Annotated in this window: 13 protein-coding genes; 3 read left to right on the top strand and 10 right to left on the bottom strand. The window is 67.2% G+C overall.

Going from position 1 to position 14051, the window contains the following annotated elements; all coding sequences use genetic code 11:
• Positions 1-3 precede the first annotated feature (3 nt).
• Genes ACX80T_RS08170 through argC form a run of 6 tightly spaced genes read right to left on the bottom strand, consistent with a single transcriptional unit; the run spans position 4 to position 5893 of the window.
• Positions 4-528: an arginine repressor gene (locus ACX80T_RS08170; RefSeq protein WP_459304146.1), complete on the bottom strand. Its 525-nt coding sequence runs from the start codon at positions 526-528 to the stop codon at positions 4-6.
• The gene (gene argF, locus ACX80T_RS08175) at positions 525-1490 is read right to left on the bottom strand and encodes an ornithine carbamoyltransferase (RefSeq protein ID WP_459304147.1); all 966 of its coding nucleotides are present in this window, start codon (positions 1488-1490) and stop codon (positions 525-527) included. Before argF ends, ACX80T_RS08170 begins: the two co-directional genes overlap by 4 nt.
• Entirely contained in the window at positions 1487-2752 is a 1266-nt protein-coding gene (locus tag ACX80T_RS08180; RefSeq protein ID WP_459304149.1) for an acetylornithine transaminase, read from the bottom strand. Before ACX80T_RS08180 ends, argF begins: the two co-directional genes overlap by 4 nt.
• On the bottom strand, positions 2749-3657 hold the full coding sequence (argB, locus tag ACX80T_RS08185) for an acetylglutamate kinase (RefSeq protein WP_459304150.1): 909 nt from the start codon (positions 3655-3657) through the stop codon (positions 2749-2751). Before argB ends, ACX80T_RS08180 begins: the two co-directional genes overlap by 4 nt.
• Before the next feature lie 38 nt (positions 3658-3695).
• Positions 3696-4865 (bottom strand): bifunctional glutamate N-acetyltransferase/amino-acid acetyltransferase ArgJ, encoded by a 1170-nt coding sequence (gene argJ, locus ACX80T_RS08190; RefSeq protein WP_459304151.1) that lies wholly within the window; start codon positions 4863-4865, stop codon positions 3696-3698.
• On the bottom strand, positions 4862-5893 hold the full coding sequence (gene argC, locus ACX80T_RS08195) for an N-acetyl-gamma-glutamyl-phosphate reductase (protein ID WP_019483400.1): 1032 nt from the start codon (positions 5891-5893) through the stop codon (positions 4862-4864). Before argC ends, argJ begins: the two co-directional genes overlap by 4 nt.
• A 113-nt stretch (positions 5894-6006) precedes the next feature.
• Between argC and ACX80T_RS08200 the strand changes: the two genes are divergently transcribed.
• Positions 6007-6972 (top strand): quinone oxidoreductase family protein, encoded by a 966-nt coding sequence (locus ACX80T_RS08200; protein ID WP_459304152.1) that lies wholly within the window; start codon positions 6007-6009, stop codon positions 6970-6972.
• Positions 6973-7044: 72 nt separating this feature from the next.
• Here ACX80T_RS08200 and pheT read toward each other — a convergent pair whose 3' ends face one another.
• Together pheT and pheS are read right to left on the bottom strand one after the other, a co-directional pair.
• On the bottom strand, positions 7045-9585 hold the full coding sequence (gene pheT / locus ACX80T_RS08205; RefSeq protein WP_459304153.1) for a phenylalanine--tRNA ligase subunit beta: 2541 nt from the start codon (positions 9583-9585) through the stop codon (positions 7045-7047).
• A gap of 2 nt (positions 9586-9587) precedes the next feature.
• Positions 9588-10679 (bottom strand): phenylalanine--tRNA ligase subunit alpha, encoded by a 1092-nt coding sequence (gene pheS / locus ACX80T_RS08210; protein ID WP_459304154.1) that lies wholly within the window; start codon positions 10677-10679, stop codon positions 9588-9590.
• Positions 10680-10822: 143 nt separating this feature from the next.
• Here pheS and ACX80T_RS08215 point away from each other — a divergent pair, with 143 nt between their 5' ends.
• Together ACX80T_RS08215 and ACX80T_RS08220 are read left to right on the top strand one after the other, a co-directional pair.
• Positions 10823-11281 (top strand): eCIS core domain-containing protein, encoded by a 459-nt coding sequence (locus tag ACX80T_RS08215; RefSeq protein WP_459304155.1) that lies wholly within the window; start codon positions 10823-10825, stop codon positions 11279-11281.
• Positions 11278-11925: an SIMPL domain-containing protein gene (locus ACX80T_RS08220; protein ID WP_459304156.1), complete on the top strand. Its 648-nt coding sequence runs from the start codon at positions 11278-11280 to the stop codon at positions 11923-11925. The genes ACX80T_RS08215 and ACX80T_RS08220 overlap by 4 nt, the downstream gene beginning before the upstream one ends.
• A 21-nt stretch (positions 11926-11946) precedes the next feature.
• On the opposite strand, the gene pcp is transcribed toward ACX80T_RS08220, so the two are convergent.
• The gene (gene pcp, locus ACX80T_RS08225) at positions 11947-12600 is read right to left on the bottom strand and encodes a pyroglutamyl-peptidase I (protein WP_459304157.1); all 654 of its coding nucleotides are present in this window, start codon (positions 12598-12600) and stop codon (positions 11947-11949) included.
• 111 nt (positions 12601-12711) lie between these two features.
• A complete protein-coding gene (locus tag ACX80T_RS08230; protein ID WP_459304158.1) occupies positions 12712-13908 on the bottom strand; it encodes a cysteine desulfurase-like protein in 1197 nt (398 codons plus the stop codon).
• Positions 13909-14051: the final 143 nt, after the last annotated feature.

Consider the following 14051-nt stretch of genomic DNA (forward strand, 5'->3'; position numbering starts at 1 on the left):
TGGTCAGGGCAGGGGTTTGCTCATCGGGTCCTGCGCAAACTGGCGGAAGCGCTCCGCCACGTCCGGCCCGCCCGCCGGGTCGCGGGTCACCAGCATAATCGTGTCGTCGCCGGCGATGCTCCCCAGGACCGAGGGCATCACCGAGTGGTCGATTGCCAGGGCCAGGAAGTTCGCGGCCCCCGGCGGGGTCCGCAAGACGACCAGGTTTCCCGACGCCTCAGCAGTGACGAGTAACTCCGAGCACAGCCGGGACAGCCGGGAATCGAGGACTTCCTGGGTGACCCCGCTCTGCGGCGTCCGCCCGCCGCCTTCGGCGGGCACCGCGTAAACGAGGGTACCCTCGCCAGCACGGACCCGCACCGCACCGAGCTCCACCAGGTCGCGGGAGAGGGTCGCCTGGGTGACCAGGACCCCGTCGTCGGCCAGGAGAGCAGCCAGCTCTGCCTGGGACCGGACCGACTGCCCGGTGAGGATCGCCCGGATCCTCGCCTGGCGGGCGGTCTTGGTGGTGGGCTGGAGGGAGGTCATCGTCGGTCCATCAGCCAGACCATCAGGGCTTTCTGGGCGTGCAGCCGGTTTTCGGCCTCGTCCCAGACCACCGATTGGGGGCCGTCGATGACATCGGCGGCAATCTCGAAACCACGGTACGCGGGCAGGCAGTGTAGGACGACGGCGTCGGGGGCGGCGTGCGCCATCGCGGCCGCATCCACCCCGTAGCTGCTGAACAGCTCACAGGTTGCGTCCTTGGCTCCCGCGCTGTCCGGTTCCTGGCCCATGGAGATCCAGGTGTCGGTGGCGACGACGTCGGCGTCGGCAAGCGCGGTGGCAGGGTCGGTGGTGACCAGCACCGACCCACCCGTCTCGGCCGCCCGGGCAGTGGCCTGATCGATCACCGACTGCTGGGGAAGGTGCCCCTCGGGGCCGGCGATCCGGACGTGCATGCCAGCGGTGACCCCCGCGAGCAGGTAGGAGTTGGCCATGTTATTGGCAGCATCGCCCAGGTACGCGAGGCTGAGCCCCGCCAGGGTGCCCTTGTGTTCGCGGATGGTCAACAGGTCAGCGAGAAGCTGGCACGGGTGGTAGTCATCGGACAGCGCGTTGATCACCGGGACCTTCGACGCCGCGGCCATCTCTTCCAGCCCGGCCTGCGCGTAGGTGCGCCAGACGATGGTGGAAACCATCCGTTCGAGCACCTTGGCGGTATCGGTAATGGATTCCTTGTGGCCCAGCTGCGACTCCCCCGCCCCGATGATCAGTGGGACCCCGCCGAGGTCGGCGATGCCGGTGGCAAAGGAGACGCGGGTGCGGGTGGACGTTTTGTCGAAGATGACCGCGACGGTTTGACGTCCCGCGGTGGCTGTTCCGGCTGGGTCCAGGCCGGCGTAGGTGCTGCGCGAATACGGGGCACGCTTGAGCTCGGCGGCAAGGTCGAGGACTTCGGTCTGCTCGGCCTGGGTCAGGTCGGTGTCGACCAGGAAGTGGCGGGTCATGGGGTACGTTCCTTTGCGATATTCAGGATGCCGGGCAGCGCGGCGGTGAAGGTGGCAGCCTGCTCTGTGGTGAGGATCAGCGGTGGTGCCAGGCGCAGCGTGTGCGGGGTGGGAGCGTTGATGATGAAGCCCTGGAGTAGTGCTTCGGTCACGGCCGCAGCGGCGTAGTCGCCGGTCAGGTCGAATCCGATCAGCAGCCCTTCACCGCGGACCTCGGTGACCAGCTCGACAGTGGCAAGCTCGGCGCGGAGCCAGGCTCCGACGTCGTGCGCGTGGTCGAGGAGGTCGGTGGCCTCGATGGTGTGCAGGGTAGCCAACGCTGCGGCCGTCGCGACGGGATTCCCCCCGAAGGTGGTGCCATGCTGGCCGGGGGTGAACAGGGATGACACCGCAGCGCCGAACGTGATCAGGGCACCAACAGGGAACCCGCCGCCGAGTCCCTTGGCAAGCGTCATGGCATCCGGCACGATGCCGCTGGGCTGATGGGCAAACCAGGACCCGGTGCGGCCGATCCCGGTCTGGACCTCGTCGAGGATCAGCAGCGCGCCAGCTCGGGTGGTGACCTCACGGGCGGCCTGCAGATACCCGGGAGGGAGCGGACGGACGCCAGCCTCCCCCTGGATGGGTTCGAGGATGACCGCTGCAACGGTCTCGTCGACCGCGTTCACCAGCGCCTCGATGCTGCCGAACGGCAGATGTTCGACGCCGCCGGGGAGCGGTTCGAACGGCTCACGGTAGGCCTGCTTCGCGGTCAGCGCGAGCGCCCCCATGGTGCGGCCGTGGAAGGCGCCGTCCAGGGCCAGGATCCGGGTGCGTGCGGGTTTGCCGTCCGCCGCTGGGGTGCTGTTGCGGCGCGCCAGCTTGAAGGCTGCCTCCACCGCCTCGGTGCCTGAGTTGGTGAAAAAAGCCTTCGACCCGGCGGGCGCCGCCGAGAGCTGCAGCAGTTTTTCGGCCAGGGCAATCTGGGTGGGGCTGGTGAAGAAATTCGACACATGACCCAGGGTGGCGAGCTGGCTGGAGATCACCGAGGTGACGAACGGGTGGGCGTGGCCCAGAGCGTTGACGGCGATACCGCCGAGCAGGTCGAGGTACTGGTTGCCGTCGGCATCCCAGACGGTGCAACCGTTGCCGCGGACCAGGACCCGCTGCGGGGTGCCGAAGACGCCGAGCAGCGAGGAGCTGTAACGCGCCAGCCAGTCAGCACCCGAGGCCTGCTGGTCGAGCACTTCGGCGAGCTGTTCCGTGTGGTTGAGATCAGTCATGATCCGTCCTCGTCCGGTACCACCTGGGTGCCGATTCCGGCGGTGGTGAAGGTTTCCAGCAGCATGGAGTGGGCCAGCCTGCCGTCGACGATGTGCGCGCGCTCCACTCCGCCGTCGATGGCGGCGAGGCACGCGGTCATTTTGGGAATCATGCCCGACTCCAGCTGCGGCAGCATGGCGCGCAGCTGGCCGGCGGTGAGGGAAGAGATCAGCGAGGACTTGTCGGGCCAGTTGGCGTACAGCCCCTCGACGTCCGTGAGGATCACCAGTTTGGAGGCGTTCAGGGCCTGGGCCAGGGCCGCCGCGGCGGTATCGGCGTTGACGTTGAGGACCTGGTTGGTGCCTTCGCCGTCGTCGTCAATCTCCGGGGCGACCGTTGAAATCACGGGGATCCGGCCGGCCTCAAGGATGTCGAGGATGGCGGCCGGGTTCACGCCGACCACCTCGCCGACCAGGCCGAGGTCCACCTCGACGCCGTCGACGACGGTGCCGGTGCGGGTGGCTTGCAGGAGGCCGCCGTCCTCACCGGAGAGTCCGACGGCGTAGGGGCCGTGGGAGTTGATGAGACCGACCAGCTCGCGGCCCACCTGACCGGCGAGCACCATCCGGACCACGTCCATGGTGGCGGGGGTGGTGACCCGCAGGCCGCCCTTGAATTCGGACTCCATGCCGAGCCGTTGCAGCATGGAGCTGATCTGCGGTCCGCCGCCATGGACGACGACCGGGCGGATTCCGACGTGGTGGAGGAAGACGATGTCCTCGGCGAAGGCGCGGCGCAGGTCCTCGTTGACCATGGCGTTGCCACCGTATTTGATCACCATCGTGGTGCCGGCAAACCGTTGGATCCACGGCAGCGCTTCGATGAGGGTCTCTGCCTTGTCTTGTGCGGCAATGACTGAATTCATGGTGTCCTTCTGTTCTAAGCTGCCGCGGCGGGCAACCGCTACGACGAGTACGCCGAGTTTTCGTGCACGTATTCGTGCGTGAGGTCGTTGGTCCAGATGGTCGCGGTCTCGGTCCCGGCGTTGAGATCAATCTCGACCGTGACGTCGCGGCCCGTGAGGTCCACCAGGTCCCGTGAATCGCCGATGCCGCCGTTGCGGCAGATCTGCACCCCGTTCATGGTGACGTTCAACTGGTCCGGTTCGAAGGCCGCGTCGGTGGTGCCGACCGCTGCCAGCACCCGGCCCCAGTTGGGGTCGTTGCCGAAGATGGCCGTCTTGAAGAGGTTTGAGCGGGCCACCGATCGGCACACCGTTTCGGCGTCCTTCTCGCTGGCCGCGTTGACGGCGGTGATGGCGATGTCGTGGCTGGCACCTTCGGCGTCCTTGATCAGCTGCTGGGCCAGTGAATGGCAGACCCCGGTGAGCGCTCCCTCGAACTCCTGCAGGTCGGGGGTGACCCCGCTGGCGCCCGACGCGAGCAGGACCACCGTGTCGTTGGTGGACATGCACCCGTCCGAGTCGGTCCGGTCGAAGGTCACTCGAGTGGCCGCGCGCAGGGCCGTGGCCAACTGTGCGGGATCGACAACAGCGTCGGTGGTGAGTACCACCAGCATGGTGGCCAGACCGGGGGCGAGCATCCCGGCGCCCTTCGCCATCCCGCCGATGGAGTATCCCTCGCTGGGGGCGTCGACTGAAGCCGGGTGCCTCGCGTTCTTTGGCACCGAATCGGTGGTCATGATGGCTTCGGCTGCGGCCTGCCCGCCGGCGGTGGACAGTTGGGCGACGGCGTCGCTGACGCCTGGCAGCAGCTTGTCCATGGGGAGCTGTTCCCCGATCAGCCCGGTGGAGCAGATGAAAATGTCGCCCGAGGAGACCCCCAGCGCGTCGGCGGCGTACTCGGCGGTGGCGTGAGTGTTCTGGAAGCCAACGGCCCCGGTGCAGGCGTTCGCTCCCCCGGAGTTGAGGACCACTGCATCGACCCTCCCGTCGGAAACCACCTGACGGGACCACTGCACGGGTGCGGCGGCAACCCGGTTGGAGGTAAACACTGCCGCTGCGTGCTGCAGGGGTCCGTCGTTGACAACGACCGCGACGTCGGGCTTGCCCGAGGATTTGAGTCCGGCGGCGGTGCCTGCGGCGCGGAATCCGGCCGGTGCGGTGATGCTCATGGTGCTACTCCCTGCAAGGTGAGCCCAGCGGTCTCCGGGAGTCCCAGGGCAATGTTCATGGATTGGATGGCCCCGCCGGCGGTGCCCTTGGTGAGGTTGTCGATCACGCAGGTGACAATCACGCGCCCGGCGTGTTCGTCGAACGCCAGCTGGAGGTTGGCGTAGTTGGAGCCGAGCACGGCCTTCGTGGCCGGCCAGTGGCCTTCCGGTAACACGGTGACGAAGGGTTCGTCGTCGTACGCTGCGGTCCAGGCATCCCGCAGCTGTTCGGCAGTGGTTCCGGGCATCACCTTGGCGGTGGCGGTGGTGAGAATGCCGCGGGCCATCGGTGCGAGGGTCGGGGTGAAGGACACCTGGACCTGCTGCCCGGCGGCGAGGGACAGCCCCTGCTCAATCTCGGGGGTGTGCCGGTGTGCGCCACCGACTCCGTAAGGGCTCATCCCCCCCATCACCTCGGACCCCAGCAGGTGCGGCTTGACCGCTTTGCCCGCGCCGGAGGTGCCCGACGCTGCGACGATAACGACGTCGTCGGGCTGCAGCAGCCCGGCCGCGAACCCCGGGGTGAGCGCCAGCAGCGAACTGGTGGGGTAACAGCCCGGGACGGCGACCCGGCGGGCGGAGCGCAGGAGTTCGCGGTGGTCGGGCAGCTCAGGGAGGCCGTACGGCCAGGTGCCGGCGTGTGCGGAGCCATAGAACTTTTCCCAGGCAGCCGGGTCGGAGAGGCGGTGGTCGGCGCCGGCATCGATCACGAGGGTGGTGTCGGGTAGCTGGGCGGCGATATCGGCACTGGCGCCGTGAGGCAGGGCGAGGAAAACCACGTCATGGCCAGCGAGGTTCTCCACTGTGGTCTCTTCAATCAGGCGGTTGCTCAGCGAGTGCAGGTGTGGTTGAAGTTCACCGAGACGCGATCCTGCACTGCTGTGGGCAGTGATCGCACCGATGGTCACCGAAGGATGGGAGACGAGCAGGCGGAGCAACTCACCGCCTGCGTAGCCGCTGGCACCCGAAACCGCCACTGAAATAGTCATGACCCAACAGTACAATAGGAATATACAGAGGTCCACATAAATATGCAGGAGGTGCTGCGAGGAGACCCGGTCGTTCTAGCATGGAAACACAGCACGCCAACAAAGGAGCCTCGATGCCAACAGCCATTGTTATCCAGCAAGCCGGAGGGCCCGAAGTAATCAAGGTGACCGAGGTGGATCGGCCCACACCAGCGGGCTCCGAGCTCCTGGTGCGGGTGGCCGCGGCAGGCGTCAACTACATCGAAACCTATCAGCGCAGCGGCTACTACCCGGTGGGCTATCCCTTCACCCCGGGCGCCGAGGCCGCCGGCGAGGTGGTGGCGCTGGGCCCGGAGGCGTCCGGCTTCGCCGTCGGCGACCGGGTGGCCTTCGCCGAAGGGAAGGGCACCTACGCCGAGTTCACCCTGGTGGAAGCCGACAAGGCCCTGCCGGTGCCCGAGGGCATCAGCCTCGAAACGGCAGCAGCGCTTCCGTTGCAGGGCATGACCGCGCACTACCTGATCAACACCACCTTCACCGTTCAGCTGGGCCAGACGGTCTTGACGCATGCCGGTGCGGGAGGCGTGGGCCTGCTCCTCATCCAACTGCTCAAGGCCAGGGGTGCCCGGGTGATCACCACGGTCTCCACCGACGCCAAGGAAGCGCTGGCCCGGGAAGCCGGAGCAGATGAAGTGCTCCGATATGAGGGCTTCGACACCGCCGTGCGGGAGCTCACCAACGGCGTCGGAGTGGATGTCGTATACGACGGCGTGGGCCGGGCCACCTTTGACGGGTCGTTGGCGTCGCTACGGAAGCGCGGCACGCTGGTGCTGTTCGGCGCTGCGTCGGGGCCGGTTCCGGCGTTCGACCCGCAGCGGCTGGCGTCCGCGGGGTCGGTTCATCTCACCCGGCCGAAACTGCTCGATCACCTGCTGACCGTTGAGGAACGGCGCTGGCGCTCCTCGGAGCTGTTCGCCGCCGTCGTGGACGGCTCGCTGAAGGTCAGGATTGGCGCAACCTATCCCCTGGAAGCCGCTGCGCAGGCGCACGAAGACCTGGAGGCACGCAAAACCACCGGAAAAGTGCTGCTCGTTCCCTAACCCGGATTGACTGCCCGTGACCCGTGGGCAGTCCGGGCGGTCCGGAACCGCGACCGGACCGCCCGGAACGGGCTAGCGCTGGACGGCTCCGTGGCGTTCGGCCGCCAGGTGGACCGCTGCGTCGCGGGCGCCGCTGGCCTCGTCGGCGGTCAGGGTCCGGTCCGGTGCCCTGAACCGCAGGGCGAAGGCCAACGACTTGCGCCCGTCCTCAATTCCCGCGCCGTCGTACACGTCAAACAGGTGCACGTCCTCAAGGAGCTCCCCCGCGCCTTCGCGCAGGGTCGAGAGCACGACGTCGGCCGGCAGCCCGCCGTCGACCACCAGTGCCACATCCTGGGTGGTGGCAGGGAAGGTCGAGAGGTGCTTCGCGACAATCACATCCGGAGCGGCGTCGAACAGCAGGTCGGCGTTGATTTCCAGCGCCACGGTGCGGGCTGGCAGGTCATGGGCGGCGAGAAGCTTCGGGTGAAGTTCGCCGGCATAGCCGAGCAGTTCACCGGTGCGCAGCGAAATGCGTGCCGTGCGACCGGGATGGAACACCTGGTGCTCCCCCTGCGTCACCTCAAGGTCGACGCCGACGACGTCGGCCATCAGCCGGACCGTGTCCAGGGCATCCGCCCAGTCCCACGGGCGTGGCTGATGGTTGGCGCCTGCCGGTGAGTCGTTGCCGGTGAAGACAGCAGCGATGGTCAACGGCTGGTCGGGCAGTCCGTCATAGAGGCCGTCCAGGATGTCCTCGGAAGGGCGGACACCCAACGGCGGAATGTCACGACTGCCGACGGCGTCCTGTGGCAGGAACACCAGGCCCGCCTCGTACAGGGCCAGATCCCGGAAGCCACGTGAATGGTTCCGTTTGGCGACTTCGATCAGTCCGGGCAGCACCGAACGGCGCAGGTAGCCCAGTTCGGCGCTCAAGGGGTTGGCCAGTTTGATGGCGGGCTGTTCCGTCGCGTCGGCGGACCCGAAGGTGTTGTTGCTGTCCAGCGACACGAACGGGTAGGAGAGCACCTCGGTGAGGCCCGAGTCGGCCAGTGCCTGCAGCACGCGGCGGCGCTGCACCTGGACGCGGGACAGGCCGCTGCCGGGAGGTGCCACGGGAAGCCGCGACGGGATCTTGTCGTAGCCCACCAGCCGGGCGATTTCCTCGGTGAGGTCGTCCTTGATCTGCAGGTCCTGCCGCCAGCTGGGCGCCGTGACGGTGTGACCGCCGTCGTGCGCTTCCACTACGGCCCCCAAATCGGTGAGGGCCCCGGTGATCTGCTCGTCGGTGAAGTCGATGCCGATCCGGCTGGCCGCGTAACCAGCAGGTAGCTCGATGACGACGGCGTCGGGCTGGGTGCCCACCTCGGTTCCGGCGTCGTCGGCGGTGCCACCGGCGAGTTCGACCAGCAAGTCGACCACGCGCTGGGCGGCGATGCCGGCAACCTGCCAGTCCACCCCACGCTCGAACCGCTTGGAGGCCTCGGACGGCAGCTTGTGGCGGCGGCGTGATCGCGCGATCGACACTTCATCGAAGTGGGCCGCCTCGACCAGCACCGTGCCGGTCGAGTCGGACACCTCCGTGTCGGCGCCACCCATGACACCGGCGATGCCGATGGCGCCTGAACCGTCGGCAATCAGGAGGTCCTCGACGTCGAGCTTGCGGACCTTGTCGTCGAGGGTTTTGAGCGTCTCCCCCGGCGTTGCCCGCCGGACGACGATGCCGCCGGAGAGCTTGTCCTGGTCGTAGCAGTGAATGGGCTGACCCAGTTCGAGCATCACATAGTTGGAAATGTCGACGGGCAGGGAAATGGAACGGATCCCGGCGAGCCGGAGCCGGGAGGCCAGCCACGGCGGCGTGGGACGGCTCGCATCGACGTTGCGGACGGTGCGGGCGACGAACCTGTCACAGCCCGGGTTGCCGTAGATCGGCGACTCGTCGCTGATGGTGACCGGGTAACCACCGGACAGAGCCGCGGGCGCGGTGACCTGGGCTGCGGGGTCGGTGAACGCGGTCCCGGTGGCATGGGCGTACTCACGGGCAACGCCGCGGATCGAGAAGCAGTAGCTGCGGTCCGGGGTGACGTTGATTTCGGCGGCCTGGTCGTAGAGACCCAGCAGGTCCATGGCATCGGAGCCCACCTCCGGGTCGAGTCCGAGGGTGGAGAGCACCAGGATGCCGTCGTGATCGTCACCGATGCCAAGTTCACGCACCGAGGCGATCATGCCGGCGGAGACGTGGCCGTAGGTTTTGCGGGCGGCGATGTGGAAGTCGCCGGGCAATACGGCGCCCGGCAGGGTGACCACCACCTTGTCACCCTCGACGAAGTTGTGGGCGCCGCAGACGATGCCCTGCACCCCCGACGGGTCGATGCCCTCGGTGGTCAGCGTCTGGGGCTGGCCTTCGGGGACAACGCGGACCTGGCACCAGTTGATGGTTTTGCCGTTGGTCTGCGGCTCCTTGACCACCGAGAGCACCTGGCCGACGACGACGGGCCCGGACAGGGTGTCGGTGGGACGGTGCACGGCCTCTTCCTCAAGGCCGACCTTGACCAGTTCGGCCATTACGTCTTCGGCGGTGGCACCGGCTGGGACCTGTGCGAATTCACGCAACCAGGAAAGTGGAATACGCATGCTTAGATCTCCATCCCGAAGTGCTCGCTGAACCGTACATCGCCCTCAATCATGTCCCGCATGTCGCCTACCTCATTGCGGAACATCAGGGTGCGTTCAATGCCCATGCCGAAGGCGAACCCGGAGAATTCCTCGGGGTCGATGCCCGCAGCACGCAGCACATTGGGGTGGACCATGCCGCAGCCACCCCACTCGATCCACTGCGGCCCGCCCTTGGCGCCGGGGTGCCAGATGTCGAGTTCGGCTGATGGCTCGGTGAACGGGAAGAAGTTCGGGCGCAACCGGATCTGGGCGTCGTCGCCGAACATCAGCCGGGCGAAGTGCTCCAGGGTGCCGCGCAGGTCGGCCATGCTGAGGTTCCGGTCGATGGCCAGGCCTTCGAACTGGTGGAACACGGGCGTGTGGGTGGCGTCGAGCTCATCGGTGCGGAACACTTTGCCGGGGCACAGCACGTACAGCGGCAGCGGACGTTCCAGCATGGACCGCACCTGGACGGGTGAGGTGTGGGTGCGCAGCAGCAGGTGCGCCTCGGGAGGCTCCACGAAGAAGGTGTCCTGCATGTCACGGGCCGGGTGGTCTGGTTTGAAGTTCAACGCGTCGAAGTTGAACCACTCCGACTCCAGCTCGGGTCCTTCGGCGATTTCCCAGCCCATGCCCACGAAGATGTCGCTGACGCGTTCCTGCAGCGTGGACAGGGGGTGGCGTGCACCCGCACGCCGACGTCGCGGTGCGGCCGTCACATCCACCGCCTCCTCAACGAGGATGCGGGCATCACGTTCGGCTTCCAGTTCAGCCGTCCGGGCGGCGAGCGCAGCGTTGATTCTGCCGCGCGCCGGCCCGATGTTCTTGCCGGCCGCAGCCTTCTCGTCCTTGGCGAGGGCACCGATGCCCCGGTTCGCGAGGCTGAGTGGCGATTTGTCGCCGGTATGGGCGATTCGCACCTGCTTAAGCCCGTCAAGATCGGCCGCGGCTGCAATGTCGTCGAGCGCGCGATCAACGGTCGCGCGAATCGCCTCGGCATCAAGCGGGGAAGGAACGTCGACGACGGCGGACGTTGCGTGCGCGGGTCCGCCCGGCGGTGTGGAGTCAGACATCGAGATGTTCATACCTTCAGTGGTGGTGGGCAACTGGTGTTTCACCGCGGATCCGGTGACCGTTGGCAGACGGTGCAAGTCTAGCTAACACCGGTGCTGAGTCCCCAATGGGCACCTGTGACTCCCGTACTAGGATGATTCCCATGGTCCCGGCCCACAGAATGCGATGGCTGCTCAACTGGCTGAACCTGTCCACCGCGGCGGGGCTGATGCTGGCGAAAACGAAACGGTGCGACCTCCGCCCTGGCCCCGAGGGGCTCCTCCTCGCTTTCAGCTACACCGGCACCCTGCCGGTCGCGCGTGCCTTCACCGTGGGAAACGTCATCCTGTTCCGCGGGTCGGCCTCGGAGGGGGCACCCCGCCCGGCGCTCCTTGCCCACGAAGCCCGGCACAGCACCCAGTACGCCATCTGTCTGGGGTTGCCCTTCCTGCCCCTCTACTTCGCGGCGGCGGCTTTTTCCCTCCTGCGTACCGGTGATCCTGCATCCCTGAACCTTTTTGAGCGGCGCGCGGGATTGGCCGATGGTGGGTATGTTCAGCGACCAGTGCGGCCGCTTGCCACGACACTTTCCGCCGTATTCGGGAAAAGGGGAGCACCGTGACGTTGGGTACCGACGTTCCAACCATCACGGTCACCGGTACCGGCTCGGTCGCCGCCGTGCCCGACCGCCTGCACCTCGGCGTCGGGGTGGAGGTACGCCGTCCGACGGCCCCGCAGGCGTATCTCGGGGCCGCCGACGCTGCTGTCAGGGTGTTCGATGCCCTGGACTCCCTCCGGCTTCAGTCACTTCAACGGGCCACCCACCAGATCGGGCTGCGCGCGGAAATCCTGTGGGGCGAGAACCAGGAGCAGCGGGTCACCGGGTATGTCGCGTCACAGGATCTCAACCTGTCGATCGGTGACCTATCGTCGGCGTCAGCCGTACTTGAGGCTGTGGTGCAGGCTGGCGGCGACGATGCCCGAATCAGCTCTCTGTCGTTCGGCTTCTCCGATCCGGGGGCCAGGGCTGCCCAGGCACAGGAGGCCGCCTGGCAGGATGCACTCGCCCGGGCCCGCCGCTGGGCCGAACTGGCGGGATGCGTCCTCGGCACAGTGGAGGAAGTATCCGAGGTGGCGGGACACTCTCCGCGTCCCCTGATGCGCGAAGTGATGTTGGCTGAGCAATCAGCTATGCCCGTCGAACCAGGCGAGGCCGACGTCGTCTGTAGCGTTACGGTCCGCTGGCGGATTGCACCTGCGGCCTAGCTTCGCGGGTGGCTACCTGACCTAGTGTTCCGCCCCGGCGGCCAGGCGCAGGTCCGACGTCGTCTGCTGGCTCGTCAACGCGATGAGGCGAAGCGCGGTTGCCATCTCGGCAACGGGCATTCCGGGAACGCCGTGAACTGCTGCCTGTTCCACGGAATAAGGAACGTGGATGAAACCACCCCGAGGGCCGTCACCCTTGCGGTCGGTAGTGGTGGCCAGCTGGTCCATGAGCCCGTAAAAGACGTGATTGCACACATAGGTGCCGGCGGTCTGGGAAATTTCAGCGGCAATGCCAGCCTCGATCAAGTCCTGCAACGCCTGCTTGATCGGCAGGGTCGAGAAATACGCCGCCGGTCCGCCGACCCGAATCGGGGCATCGATGGGTTGGTTGCCTTCATTGTCGGGGATGCGGGCGTCGTCGATGTTGATCGCGACGCGTTCCAGCGAGATCCTCGTTCGCCCGCCGGCCTGACCCACGCAGAACACCAGTCTGGGGCGGTGCAGGGACACCGCAGCACGCAGGATGGCGATGCTTTCACCAAAGATGCAGGGCAGCTCGACCGCAAGTGCATCGACCCCGTCAGTACGCAGGTCCTCGGCGGCCTGCTGCGCCGCCTGCCAGGACGGGTTGACTGTTTCGCCGCCGAACGGCTCGAATCCAGTGAGGAGAATCATGGGTCAAGCCTAGGCGACGCCCCACCCGAGTGGCGTAGGCGCACAGTAGTGGTTGCCCAACACCGCGTCCTCGGGTGCGCCACTCTTCTGGGCCGGGCACCGGCGGCCCGGTCAGGCGAGGAACGCGGTCAGCCCCTCGATCAGCCGTTGCACGTCGTCGAGGTTGGTGTAGGGCGCCAGACCCACCCGGAGCCCGCCCGCCGCTCCCAGCCCCAGCACGCCGACCGCTTCAATCGCATAAAAGTTGCTGGCGGGCACCAGGATGTCACGTTCGGCGAGGAACCGGCTGGCCGCGGCAGCGTCGTGGCCGTCGAAGGTGAGCAGCAGCGTCGAGGTCCGGACGGCGGCCCGGGAGTGGACTGTCACGGCTGGCAGCTGGGCTATTGCCGCCTCAAAAAGCGCCAGGAGTGACGCCTCATGCCGTTCGATGTCGGCGTGGGCCGCGATGAGCTGTTCCCGGCGGGACCCGCCGTCGCCCAGGGTCGCAGTGAAGTCGATTGCCGCCGTCGTGCCAGCCATGATCTCGTACGGCAGGGTGCCAAGTTCAAAGCGTTCAGGGACCGCGTTGGTGGAGGGCAGCAGCTTCTCGGGAAACAGCGTCTCCAGCAGGGCTGGCGCTGCGGCGAGCACACCGCAATGGGGGCCCAGGAACTTGTAGGGCGAGCAGACGAAGAAGTCGGCGCCCAGCGCCCGCACATCCACGGCAGCGTGGGCGGCGTAGTGGACACCGTCGACGAACAGGAGGGCACCGGCGTCGTGCACCATCCCGGCAATAGCCCGGATGTCGGGCATGGTCCCGAGCAGGTTCGATGCTGCTGTGACGGCGACGAGCCGGGTGCGGGGGCTCAGCGCCTCCCGCAGTTCGTCCAGGCGCAATTCTGAGGTCTCAGGGTCGAAGCTGACCCAGCGGATGGTGGCGCCCCGCCGCTCGGCGGCCTGAACCCACGGCCGGACGTTGCAGTCGTGGTCCAGACGGGTCACGACCACCTCGTCGTCTGGCCCCCAGCCGGTGCTGAGGTGCTTGGCGAAGTCGTAGGTGAGTTGGGTGGCACTGCGGCCGTAGACAATCCCGGACGGGTCCGCGTTGAGGAAATCCGCCATCGCCGACCTGAAGCTGAGTACCGCCGTATCAGCGTTGCGTTCGGAGGCGACTGAGCTCCCCCGAATGGACAGCGGACCGGTGAGCGTATCAGCGATCGCCTGCCCCACGACGCGCGGTGTCTGGGTTCCGCCCGGACCATCAAAATGGGCGATCCCGGAGGCCAGGGACGGGAAGTGTGAACGCAGGCTCTCGACGTCGAGGGGCATGAGGTCCTTTCGGATGGCTGGCAGACGTTGCTCAAGCCTAAGGGGGAAACCCGCGAGAGGTGGGCAGGACTCTACCGCCGCTACCCGGACGCTTGTACGCTGTGCAACAGAACCCGTCGATGCACTTGCGGCCCGAAGGCTGG

Source organism: Arthrobacter sp. Sr33, assembly GCF_054511195.1.

Coding starts and splice junctions, on each gene's coding strand:
- ACX80T_RS08170 (WP_459304146.1), bottom strand. CDS start 528: ATGACCTCCCTCCAGCCCACCACCAAGACCGCCCGCCAGGCGAGGATC.
- argF (WP_459304147.1), bottom strand. CDS start 1,490: ATGACCCGCCACTTCCTGGTCGACACCGACCTGACCCAGGCCGAGCAG.
- ACX80T_RS08180 (WP_459304149.1), bottom strand. CDS start 2,752: ATGACTGATCTCAACCACACGGAACAGCTCGCCGAAGTGCTCGACCAG.
- argB (WP_459304150.1), bottom strand. CDS start 3,657: ATGAATTCAGTCATTGCCGCACAAGACAAGGCAGAGACCCTCATCGAA.
- argJ (WP_459304151.1), bottom strand. CDS start 4,865: ATGAGCATCACCGCACCGGCCGGATTCCGCGCCGCAGGCACCGCCGCC.
- argC (WP_019483400.1), bottom strand. CDS start 5,893: ATGACTATTTCAGTGGCGGTTTCGGGTGCCAGCGGCTACGCAGGCGGT.
- ACX80T_RS08200 (WP_459304152.1), top strand. CDS start 6,007: ATGCCAACAGCCATTGTTATCCAGCAAGCCGGAGGGCCCGAAGTAATC.
- pheT (WP_459304153.1), bottom strand. CDS start 9,585: ATGCGTATTCCACTTTCCTGGTTGCGTGAATTCGCACAGGTCCCAGCC.
- pheS (WP_459304154.1), bottom strand. CDS start 10,679: ATGTCTGACTCCACACCGCCGGGCGGACCCGCGCACGCAACGTCCGCC.
- ACX80T_RS08215 (WP_459304155.1), top strand. CDS start 10,823: ATGGTCCCGGCCCACAGAATGCGATGGCTGCTCAACTGGCTGAACCTG.
- pcp (WP_459304157.1), bottom strand. CDS start 12,600: ATGATTCTCCTCACTGGATTCGAGCCGTTCGGCGGCGAAACAGTCAAC.
- ACX80T_RS08230 (WP_459304158.1), bottom strand. CDS start 13,908: ATGCCCCTCGACGTCGAGAGCCTGCGTTCACACTTCCCGTCCCTGGCC.